This is a genomic window from Cupriavidus sp. SK-4 (genome assembly GCF_000611125.1).
Classification (GTDB): domain Bacteria; phylum Pseudomonadota; class Gammaproteobacteria; order Burkholderiales; family Burkholderiaceae; genus Cupriavidus; species Cupriavidus necator.
In genome coordinates, this window is record NZ_JFJW01000142.1 from 1 (window position 1) to 10,066 (window position 10,066).

Below are 10,066 nucleotides of genomic sequence, written 5' to 3' on the forward strand. Positions count from 1 at the left end.
TGTGAGAGGTGCATTATGAGATCACCGTCGGAATGCCCAGAGGGCGCTCCTTCCCGTTCGACTTGGGGATGAAAACCCTCCTTAATGGCAAAGGTCTGTACCCCCGGCGCTTCAACCGCCCGATGGCTGCCCACCGGGTTTCAGGCGAGTCCCACTTTTCGCGATCGACGCCTGCCGTTCGCTTACCTTGGTTCTCCGTCACTCGTTTCACTGCCGATGCTTTAGCAGAAAACGAGCGGGTCAGAGACCGTTGCAGGGCTTTCACCCTACGCCAGTCCCCTTCCCGTGTCGCCTTCGCAATTCGAATCTGCATCTCTCGGACGTTCCGCTCCACGCGGCGCCAATCAATGGCACCCCAGGTTTGCGGCTCGCCGGAGAGCGCAGATTCATCCTTGCGGATCAATGCTTCCATGCTGCCCTCCTATCTTGAGGATCTTCCCCAACATCAAGAGACAGCACGCCCCTTCGGGGACGTGTTGCCCCTCAGGGAAAGAAAATTTAAACAAACGAGATCAGTCAGCCGTCCTGCGACGATTGACCAGTTGGAAGTCTGCCCGCTTTCGCGTGGGATGATGTTTCAACCCCTATCCGAGCCATTACAGCCCGGCATTCGCTTTCTCCAACCTCCCATACCCGCACAGCCAACAGCGTTCCTTGCGGTTCGCCTGCCTGAGCCAAGCGCTCCGGCAGCCATACGGGCTTACCACGTTCCCTGCGCATTACACGACTGGGTTAGGGCCTGCCTTTCCGCCGGCGGTTGTATGGCGACGTGTTCCGGCGTACCAGCGGAACAACCAACCGCACACCTTTTGGTTGATGCCTATCAGCAGCTTTGGCATCTCAATACTGACGACGTTTACCAGCAGTTCACATACGTTACCCATACCAGCCAGCCTAGCTCCTCAACCCCATTGCTGCTCGGAGTCTCTGCCGTCCAGTCTCACGACTAGGCGACACCCTTTCAGGGGGAACATTGTCAGGAGAGCTTCCCACCCCACCGTTACCAGTGACGCATGTCTCCCTAGGCTACTGCTAGTCGCATAGCAGGTTCTCTATCGAAACACCCTCACGGGCGCATTCAACCGAACCATAACGCGCAGAGCTTGCGCTCCGGGACCTCACTTCCTGACCTGATGTGCTCCCATACTGGCAAGCGCTTGACAGTGGCGGACTCTGGCGAGCCCGGACCTCCGTCCCAAGGAAATGCAGCGCCGACCCGGCTGGGTCGGTTCAGATGCTGTGTAGCGACTTCGCAGCAAAAGACAGACGCTGCGAAACCACCCGCACCCTCCGTGGAGGGGCGTTTACAGAGAAACTCGCCCAAAGGCGAGCGTCCCGCCCTTGGGCAATGGCTGAAAATTCATCCAGCAAAAAGCAAGCCGCGGATGGATCGCCAATACTCCGGCTGCCGCAGACATCGGACTCCCCCGGCTGTTAGGCTGAGTTCGTCTGAGCAAGAAAATGGTTGGGTTTGGACGGTCTGGCCGAAGCCTTTCCTGGTCCCAACAATAGGTCGATGCTCCTTACGTTGGAGCTGCCCGGACACGATAGTGCGTGTCGCACGATACGCCTGTATTCTAAGCGCTACTGGAAGATCGTGCCGAAACCCTGTGCTTTCAAGGGGTTCCCGGCATGGTGGGTGCCGCTCAGGCGGCCTTTTCAGCGGGATGGGCGTCGGCAGCGGGCGTTGCATGGTCCGTGACGGCAGCCTCGTCCGCCCCTTCCGTCACTTCAGCCACCGGCGCCGCCTCGACCAGGTTCGGCAGCGCCTTGATCTCGCCTTGCAGCAGCGGCATCAGGCGGCCTTCGACCAGTGCGCCCTGGTGCATTTCCAGCGCCGCATAGCGCACGTCGCCGAGCACGCGGGCATGCGGCTGCAGCTCGAGCAGGTCGGTGGCCTGCACCGGGCCCTTGACGGTACCGTTGAGCACCAGGTGCCCGACGCTGATCTCGCCCTCGACCATACCTTTTTCGCTGACCACCAGCATGCTCGGCTTGCCCGGCGCCGCAGAGACGTTGCCGCGCACGCGGCCGTCCAGGCGCAGGCCGCCGGCAAACACCAGGTCGCCGTCGATGGCGGTGTCTTCGCCGATCAGCGTATCGATCGAAAGGCCCTTCTTTTTCGAAAACAGCATCACTCTCACTCCTCTCTCGTTCGTGCCGACCCCTCCGGCCGTGGCGCATTCGCGCCGGCAAGCAGCACTTGCCGATGGCGACAGGGCGTGATTGTAGCCGCGCGCAGCCCATACCCCACAAAAGTATGGCTGCCCAATAGCTTTTTCGGCAGGCCAGAGTATTTCCGTACCCTGCGGGCGAAAAAAAACCGCACGGCCAGCGTGCGGTTTTTTTGGTCTCGCAAGGTCCCGCAGTACCGGACCCGCGAAAACGCATCAGCGCTTCGAGAACTGCTTGCGACGACGCGCCTTGTGGAAGCCGACCTTCTTACGTTCGACTTCACGTGCATCGCGCGTGACGTAGCCAGCCTTCGACAGGGCCGACTTCAGGGTCGCATCGTAGTCGATCAGGGCACGGGTGATGCCGTGGCGCACTGCGCCGGCCTGGCCGGTTTCGCCACCGCCGGTCACGTTGACCTTGATGTCGAACGTTTCAGCGTGAGCGGTCAGTTCCAGGGGCTGGCGCACGATCATCAGCGAGGTTTCGCGAGCGAAATACTCTTTGATGGGCTTGCCGTTGACGATGATATCGCCCTTGCCCGACTTGATGAAGACACGAGCCACAGCGCTCTTGCGGCGGCCAGTACCGTAATTCCAGTTACCGATCATGGATTGGCCTCCTTAGATTTCCAGCGCCTTGGGCTGCTGCGCTTCATGCGGATGCTCGGCTTCGGCGTAAACCTTCAGCTTCTTGATCATCGCATAGCCCAGCGGCCCCTTCGGCAGCATGCCCTTCACAGCCTTTTCCAGGGCACGGCCCGGGAAACGCTGCTGCATCTTGCCGAACGTCGTTTCGTAGATACCGCCCGGGTAGCCCGAATGGCGATAGTACTTCTTGTCCGTTTCCTTGGTACCCGTGACACGCAGCTTGGCTGCATTGACGATGATGATGTAATCACCCGTGTCGACGTGCGGAGTGAATTCCGGCTTGTGCTTGCCGCGCAGACGGCGTGCCACTTCGCTGGCGACACGGCCGAGGACTTTGTCCGTCGCGTCAATCACGTACCAGTCGCGCTTTACCTCATGAGGCTTGGCGGAAAAGGTCTTCATGATTTTTCCTGACTATTAGTTCGTACCCGAAATCCGACTCGCGAAGGCTTGTACTCGCCCCTGCAAGTCTTGTGGCTGGCCCGTGAAGGCTGGCCTGATCCTGCTCTTTCTTCCGCGGGTATGACGGAAAGCCTTCCATTATACTGGCGGCCGCCGGAACCGCACAAGCAAAGACTGATCTTTTCGTCAAGGTCGCTGCCATGGAGGGGGCAAGCCAGGGCAGCCTCGCGCACTTTGCCGTGCACGGCGCGCCAGGACGCAGGGGCGAAAAAAAACCCAAGCTGTTGAGCTTGGGTTTGAATCCACCAAAGGAGGAGGGTGGAGGAGACACTGGGAGATCGACGGAGAGACTGGCGGGCGGTGCGGAGGGGGCTTGCCCTGGGGCTTCGCTTTCGCACTCTGGCGCGCTGTCAGTGCCGTCGTTCAATGATTCAAATTATACATGGGGTTTTCCCCAGTGCAAGGGGAATTTGCACTGCGGAATGCAATTTCGTATTGCGGAAAGAGAAGCGTGACGCGCCAGACAGGCGATTTCAATTCAAAATCAATGACTTATTCAACATCCAGGTATGTCATTGAACTGTCATACTAGAGGAAACCCTCGGATTTCATAGGGGTATGGGCGTCAGCAGCCCAAGCTTGACGATGCCATATACTGAGAATTGCAAGATTCGAGATCACGCGCTTGTGATCGGAAGCACACAATATAAACGACAGGAACGAACAAAATGGAATGCAAAGTAACATGGATGGGCGCGGACGGCATGAGCTTCGTGGCCCAGACCGGCAGCGGCCATATCGTGGCGATGGACGGTGCGCCCGAAGGCGGCGGCCATAACCTGGCGCCGCGGCCGATGGAGATGGTGCTGCTCGGCACCGGCGGCTGCACCGCCTATGACGTGGTGCTGATCCTCAAGCGCGGCCGCCAGGACGTTTCCGGCTGCAGCGTGCAGCTGCAGGCCGAGCGCGCCGGCGAGGACCCCAAGGTCTTCACCCGCATCAACTTCCATTTTGTGGTGACCGGCAAGAATCTCAACCCCGCCACGGTCGAGCGTGCCATCAAGTTGTCGCACGAAAAGTACTGCTCGGCGTCGATCATGCTGGCCAAGACGGCCGAGATCACGCACACGCTGGAAATCGTCGAAGCCTGAAGGGAAGATGCAGACCCGGTACGCCGTGGTGGCGCCGGGTCATGCCGGAAGAAGAAGCAAAGCAGGCCGATAAGCCGGATTCTGTGCGCCCCGCCCGCCTTGCGGCAAACGGTGCGTGACAACCATTCCTCTAGGCCGGCTGTTACCAGCCGGCTCCAGCTCCCTACCCGCAGACTCAGCGGGCCGCTTCATCGCCTGCCTATTTGGGATTGCTCCAGGTGGAGGTTACCGCGTTTCACCCTTCCCGCCAGGCGAACCCGGCGGCAAGACTCGTCTCTGTGGCCCTATTCCGCACGTTGCCGTGGATGGCTGTTAGCCAACACCCTGCCCTGTGGAGTCCGGACTTTCCTCCCCCTGCACCTTGCGGTGCAGGCAGCGGTTGCCTGGCCTGCTTTGCGGCCCGCAGTCTAACACCGATTGGCGGCGCCTTCAGCCGGCGCGCCGTCCCGGCCGGAACACCGCGGTATCGGCATAGAAGCCAGGTTCGGCGTTATCGCTGCACCAGCCGGGAATGCCCATCACCGGCAGCGGCGAAAAACTGCGCCCGCCGCGCAGCGCGCCAGCCTGGGCCGCAGCGGCAAGGGATTGCGCCAGCATGTCGTCCAGCGACGGGCCTGCCGCCTGCTGCGGCGCCAGCGGCAGCACCCACGCATGCGCAGTGACCGACTTGTACGGCTGCACCAGTTTTTCGAGCAGTGCATGGCCGAACGGCACCACCGTGCAGGCCCTGCCCCACGCCGGCCTGGATTCGACCAACAGGCGCTGCCACGCAAACCCCTTGAGCGCATCCGCCAGGTCCTGATCGGCGCTGACAAACAGCACCGCATTCTCGTCGAACAGGGTCGCCGCATCACGCACGCCGCCGCGCGTGGTCTGCACGCCTTCGCGCGCGATGATCTCGGCCTGGATCTGGTTGAGTACGCGCTTGGCCTGCGGGAAATGCAGCCAGGTCAGCGCGTTGAAGAAATCGTGGAGATTGTCGCGGGTCGGGATCTCGCCCGTGGCATGGATATGCGCCTCATAGGCGCTGCCTTCGGGCAAGTCATGCTGGGCGATAAAACGCAGCGGCAAGCCGCGCGCATTGCGCAGGCCAAGCTGGCCGGCGCGGGCGTCGAGCAGCGCGCGCAGATCGGCGCCACCCTGCACGGCCGCAGCGAGCGCGGCACCCTGCGCCGCAAACGGCTGGAACCACGGCCGGGACCAGTCGATCCCGGCCAGCGCGGCGACGAAGGGCTCGTCGCCCGCCTGTACCTGCATGGGCAAGGCCTCGGCAGGGTTTAGCGGGCCTTCCAGCGCAGCGTCTCGCCGCCGCGCAGCGGCACCAGCGTGGTGTCGCCATAGGGCAGCTCGGCCGGCAGTTCCCAGTCCTCTCGCTCCAGCGTCAGCGTGCCGGTGTTGCGCGGCAGGCCGTAGAAGGCCGGACCGTTGAAGCTGGCAAAGGCTTCCAGCTTGTCCAGCGCGCCGGCGGCGTCGAAGGCCTCGGCATACAGCTCCATCGCATGCAGCGCGGTATAGCAGCCGGCGCAGCCGCAGGCGTGCTCCTTCAGCCCGCGCGCGTGCGGCGCGCTGTCGGTGCCCAGGAAAAAGCGCGGGCTGCCCGAGACCGCCGCCGCCACCAGGGCCTCGCGATGGGTCTCGCGCTTGAGCACCGGCAGGCAGTAGTAGTGCGGGCGGATGCCGCCGGTGAAGATGGCGTTGCGGTTGTAGAGCAGGTGGTGCGCGGTGATGGTGGCGCCGACCGGGCCGCTGGCGTCGCGCACGTACTCGGCCGCGTCCTTGGTGGTGATGTGCTCGAACACCACCTTCAGCTCGGGCATGTCGCGGCGCAGCGGCGTCATCACGCGGTCGATAAAGACGGCTTCGCGATCAAAGATGTCGATGCTGGGGTCGGTCACCTCGCCGTGCACCAGCAGCGGCAGGCCCGCGCGCTGCATCGCTTCCAGCGCCGGGTAGCAGCGGCGGATATCGGTCACGCCGGCGTCGCTGTTGGTGGTGGCGCCGGCCGGGTACAGCTTGACGCCGTGCACGAAACCGCTGGCCTTCGCCGCGGCAATCTCTTCGGCCGTGGTGTTGTCGGTCAGGTACAGCGTCATCAGCGGCTCGAACTGCAGGCCGGCCGGCAGCGCCGCCAGGATGCGGGCGCGGTAGGCCTGCGCCTGCGCCACCGTGGTCACGGGCGGCTTCAGGTTGGGCATGATGATGGCGCGTGCGAACTGGCGCGCGGTGTCGGGCAGCACGGCGGCCAGGGCCGCGCCGTCGCGCAGGTGCAGGTGCCAGTCGTCCGGGCGGGTGATGGTGAGCTTCTGGGTCATGGCTAGCTTGGGCCTGCCGCGGCGGCGGCGGGCGTTCGTCGAAATCAGAGAATCAGGATGGCGCGGTAGTCGTTCACATTGGTGCGCGTCGGGCCGGTGACCACCAGGTCGTCGATGGCATCGAACAGGCCCCAGGCGTCGTGCGCGTCCAGCTGGCGCAGCCCCGGCAGGCCAGCGGCCGCGGCCCGCGCCAGCGTGGTCGGATCGGCCAGCGCACCGGCATTGTCTTCCGAACCATCGATGCCGTCGGTATCGGCCGCGATCGCATGCACGCCGGGCATGCCGTCAAGCTCGACCGCCAGCGACAGCAGGAATTCGGAGCAACGCCCGCCCCGTGCCTTTGCGGCGCCACCGCCGGCAGGCAAAGTGACCGTGCACTCACCTCCGGAAATCAGCGCCACGGGCGCGGCGAACGGCGCATTGTACGCGCGAATCTCGCGCACCAGCGCAGCGTAGACGCGGGCCACTTCGCGCGCTTCGCCGGTCACGGTATCGCCCAGCACCACCGGCATGATGCCGCGTTCGCGGAACAGCGTCGCGGCCGCCTGCAGGCTGCCATGGGCGGTGGCGATCATGCGGTTGTCGACCCGGGCGAACAGCGCGTCGCCCGGCTTGGGCGTCTCCGGCACCTCGCCGCGGGCGCCGCGCTCCAGGTGGGCCTGCACGCTGGCCGGCACCTGCGCGCCCCAGCGGCGCAGGATCTCCAGCGCATCGGCAAAGGTGCTCGGGTCGGCCACGGTCGGGCCCGAGGCGATCGCGCTGGGATCGTCGCCGGCCACGTCCGAGACGATCAGCGTGGTCACCGGCGCACGGCTTGCCTGCGCCAGCCGCCCGCCCTGGATGCGCGAGACGTGCTTGCGCACGATATTCATCTCGGTGATCGGCGCGCCACACCGCAGCAGTTCCCGGGTGGTGGCCTTCAGGTCAGCCATCGGGATGCCTTCGGCCGGCAGCGACAGCAGGCTGGAGCCGCCGCCCGACACCAGCACCAGCAGCCGGTCCTGCGGCGTCAGCGACTGCACGCTGGCCAGGATATCGGCGGCGGCCTGCTCGCCGGCCTCGTCGGGCACCGGGTGGCCGGCCTCGATCACGCGGATATGATCGGTCGGCAGCCCGTGGGCATAGCGCGTGACCACCAGCCCTTCCAGCGTGGCCTTGCCGGCATAGGCACGCTCGACCGCCGCGGCCATCGACGCCGCGGCCTTGCCCGCACCCACCACCAGCGTGCGGCCGCCCGCGTGCGGGGGCGGCAGGTGCTGCGCCACGATCTGCAGCGGATCGGCCGCCGCCACCGCGGCGTGGAAGCTGTCCAGCAGCAAGGCGCGGGGATCGCCCGCGACCGGCGCGCTCACAGCGCCTCCGCGATAGCCAGGCCCAGGTCGCCCGTGCCGGCCTTGCCGCCGATGTCGCGCGTCAGCGGCGCGTGTTCGGGGCCTGCGGCCAGCACCTTCTCGATCGCACCCAGCACCGCGGCGCCGGCTGCTTCATGGCCCAGGTGCTCCAGCATCATGGCGCCGCACCAGATCTGGCCGATCGGGTTGGCCACGCCGCGCCCGGCAATGTCCGGGGCCGAGCCGTGCACCGGCTCGAACAGGCTGGGAAAGGTGCGGTCGGGGTTGATATTGCCCGACGGCGCGATGCCGATGGTGCCGGTGCAGGCCGGGCCCAGGTCGGACAGGATGTCGCCGAACAGGTTGCTGGCCACCACCACGTCGAACCAGTCCGGATGCTGGACGAAATGCGCGGTCAGGATGTCGATGTGGTACTTGTCGACCTTGATGCCGGGGTAGCTGGCCGCCATCGCCTCGACGCGCTCGTCCCAGTACGGCATGGTGATCGAGATGCCATTGGACTTGGTCGCCGACGTCAGGTGCTTCTTCGGCCGCTTCTGCGCCAGTTCAAAGGCAAACTTCAGGATGCGGTCGACGCCGGTACGGCTCATCACGGTTTCCTGCACCACGATCTCGCGCTCGGTGCCCGGGAACATGCGCCCGCCGATGCTGGAATACTCGCCCTCGGTGTTCTCGCGCACCACATAAAAGTCGATATCGCCAGGCTGGCGGCCGGCCAGCGGGCTCCTGATGCCGGGCATCAGCCGCACCGGACGCAGGTTCACATACTGGTCGAACGAGCGCCGGAACTGCAGCAGCGAGCCCCACAGCGAGACGTGGTCGGGCACGGCATCAGGCCAGCCCACCGCCCCGAAGTAGATGGCGTCGTACTTGACCAGCGTGTCGAACCAGTCGTCCGGCAGCATCTTGCCGTGGCGGGCGTAGTAGTCGCAGCTGGAAAAGTCGAAGTGGTCCCACTGGAAGTCGATGCCGAAGCGCCGCGCCGCGGCGTCCATCACGCGGATGCCCTCGGGCATGACTTCCGTGCCGATTCCGTCTCCGGGAATCACGGCGATCTTGTATTGGCGCATGGTTATTGGGGAGATACGTGCAGGATGGCCGGTCGCCGCGCGCGGCCCGGCCGACGCTGCTTGGCAGCGGCCCGGGTGCGCGGGATAATGTCTGCATTCTATTGCAAAGCGGCAGCCCGCTGCCGACCGGTGCCCCGATATGTGCCAGCTGCTAGGCATGAACTGCGCCACGCCGACCGACGTGACGTTCTCCTTCACCGGCTTTGCCGCGCGCGGTGGCCTGACCGACCATCACGCCGACGGCTTCGGTGTCGCCTTCTTCGAGGACAAGGCCTGCCGCCTGTTTATCGACAACCAGTCCGCCGGCACCTCGCCGGTGGCGGACCTGATCAAGCGCTACCCGATCAAGTCCAAGAACGTCATCTCGCATATCCGCAAGGCGACGCAGGGCACCGTGCTGCTGGAGAACTGCCACCCTTTCATGCGCGAGCTGTGGGGCCGGCACTGGATCTTTGCCCATAACGGCGACCTGAAAGGTTTCTCCCCGTTCCTGTCCGGCGTCTACCAGCCAGTGGGCGACACCGACAGCGAACTGGCCTTCTGCACGCTGATGCAGGGCCTGCGCAAGCGCTTCCCGGGCTCGCAGCCGCCGCTGAACGAGTTGTGCCATGCGCTGGCCGACATCACACGCGAGATCACGCTGCACGGGGTCTTCAACTTTCTGCTGTGCAACGGCCAGGCCCAGTTCGCGCACTGTTCCACGCACCTGTACTACATCGTGCGGCAGTGGCCGTTCTCGACCGCGCACCTGATCGACGCCGACCTGTCGATCGACTTCGCCCAGGTCACCACGCCGGACGACCGCGTGGCGGTGATCGCCACCCAGCCGCTGACCGACAACGAGACCTGGACCCGCTTCGCCCCGGGCGAGCTGATCATGTTCGAGGACGGGCGCCCGACCATGACGCTGACGGTGCCGATCCCGCCGGAAGTGCAGGCGAAGAACGCGGCCAACAC

The 10,066-nt window shown here is 64.8% G+C and carries 9 protein-coding genes, 1 other RNA gene and 1 pseudogene; 2 read left to right on the forward strand and 9 right to left on the reverse strand.

Features of this window, described 5'->3' with window-relative positions:
* Positions 1-22: 22 nt before the first annotated feature.
* From CF68_RS36605 to rplM, 4 genes and pseudogenes are all read right to left on the reverse strand, one after another.
* A pseudogene (locus tag CF68_RS36605) lies at positions 23-412 on the reverse strand (reverse transcriptase N-terminal domain-containing protein); the annotation flags it as partial.
* A 1,234-nt stretch (positions 413-1,646) separates the two neighbouring features.
* Positions 1,647-2,135 (reverse strand): polymer-forming cytoskeletal protein, encoded by a 489-nt coding sequence (locus CF68_RS28405; protein WP_035825538.1) that lies wholly within the window; start codon positions 2,133-2,135, stop codon positions 1,647-1,649.
* 255 nt (positions 2,136-2,390) lie between these two features.
* Positions 2,391-2,783 carry a 30S ribosomal protein S9 gene (rpsI, locus tag CF68_RS28410; protein WP_010813906.1) on the reverse strand — a complete coding sequence of 131 codons (393 nt, stop codon included), beginning with the start codon at positions 2,781-2,783 and terminating at the stop codon, positions 2,391-2,393.
* A gap of 12 nt (positions 2,784-2,795) precedes the next feature.
* Entirely contained in the window at positions 2,796-3,224 is a 429-nt protein-coding gene (gene rplM, locus CF68_RS28415) for a 50S ribosomal protein L13 (RefSeq protein ID WP_010813907.1), read from the reverse strand.
* 728 nt (positions 3,225-3,952) lie between these two features.
* Between rplM and CF68_RS28420 the strand changes: the two genes are divergently transcribed.
* Entirely contained in the window at positions 3,953-4,375 is a 423-nt protein-coding gene (locus CF68_RS28420; protein WP_013955568.1) for an OsmC family protein, read from the forward strand.
* A 54-nt stretch (positions 4,376-4,429) separates the two neighbouring features.
* Here CF68_RS28420 and rnpB read toward each other — a convergent pair.
* The 5 genes from rnpB to CF68_RS28440 form a co-directional block, all read right to left on the reverse strand.
* Positions 4,430-4,770: RNase P RNA component class A (gene rnpB / locus CF68_RS35615), an RNA gene on the reverse strand.
* Positions 4,771-4,804: 34 nt separating this feature from the next.
* On the reverse strand, positions 4,805-5,632 hold the full coding sequence (locus CF68_RS28425; protein WP_035825540.1) for a DUF3025 domain-containing protein: 828 nt from the start codon (positions 5,630-5,632) through the stop codon (positions 4,805-4,807).
* Between the two features lie 20 nt (positions 5,633-5,652).
* Positions 5,653-6,687, reverse strand: coding sequence for a dihydroorotase (gene pyrC, locus CF68_RS28430; protein ID WP_011614536.1), 1,035 nt, complete (start codon positions 6,685-6,687; stop codon positions 5,653-5,655).
* Positions 6,688-6,731: 44 nt separating this feature from the next.
* Positions 6,732-8,039: a glycerate kinase gene (locus CF68_RS28435; RefSeq protein WP_035825542.1), complete on the reverse strand. Its 1,308-nt coding sequence runs from the start codon at positions 8,037-8,039 to the stop codon at positions 6,732-6,734.
* Positions 8,036-9,109, reverse strand: a complete 1,074-nt coding sequence (locus CF68_RS28440; protein WP_035825544.1) for a tartrate dehydrogenase — start codon at positions 9,107-9,109, stop codon at positions 8,036-8,038. Before CF68_RS28440 ends, CF68_RS28435 begins: the two co-directional genes overlap by 4 nt.
* 139 nt (positions 9,110-9,248) lie before the next feature.
* Here CF68_RS28440 and CF68_RS28445 point away from each other — a divergent pair.
* Positions 9,249-10,066, forward strand: an 818-nt coding sequence (locus tag CF68_RS28445) for a class II glutamine amidotransferase (RefSeq protein ID WP_035825546.1), incomplete at its 3' end; no start/stop codon positions are given.

Bases quoted from the DNA above. Each gene is read 5' to 3' on its own strand.
- pyrC (WP_011614536.1), bottom strand. From the start codon at position 6,687: ATGACCCAGAAGCTCACCATCACCCGCCCGGACGACTGGCACCTGCAC.
- rplM (WP_010813907.1), bottom strand. From the start codon at position 3,224: ATGAAGACCTTTTCCGCCAAGCCTCATGAGGTAAAGCGCGACTGGTAC.
- CF68_RS28425 (WP_035825540.1), bottom strand. From the start codon at position 5,632: ATGCAGGTACAGGCGGGCGACGAGCCCTTCGTCGCCGCGCTGGCCGGG.
- CF68_RS28440 (WP_035825544.1), bottom strand. From the start codon at position 9,109: ATGCGCCAATACAAGATCGCCGTGATTCCCGGAGACGGAATCGGCACG.
- CF68_RS28405 (WP_035825538.1), bottom strand. From the start codon at position 2,135: ATGCTGTTTTCGAAAAAGAAGGGCCTTTCGATCGATACGCTGATCGGC.
- rpsI (WP_010813906.1), bottom strand. From the start codon at position 2,783: ATGATCGGTAACTGGAATTACGGTACTGGCCGCCGCAAGAGCGCTGTG.
- CF68_RS28420 (WP_013955568.1), top strand. From the start codon at position 3,953: ATGGAATGCAAAGTAACATGGATGGGCGCGGACGGCATGAGCTTCGTG.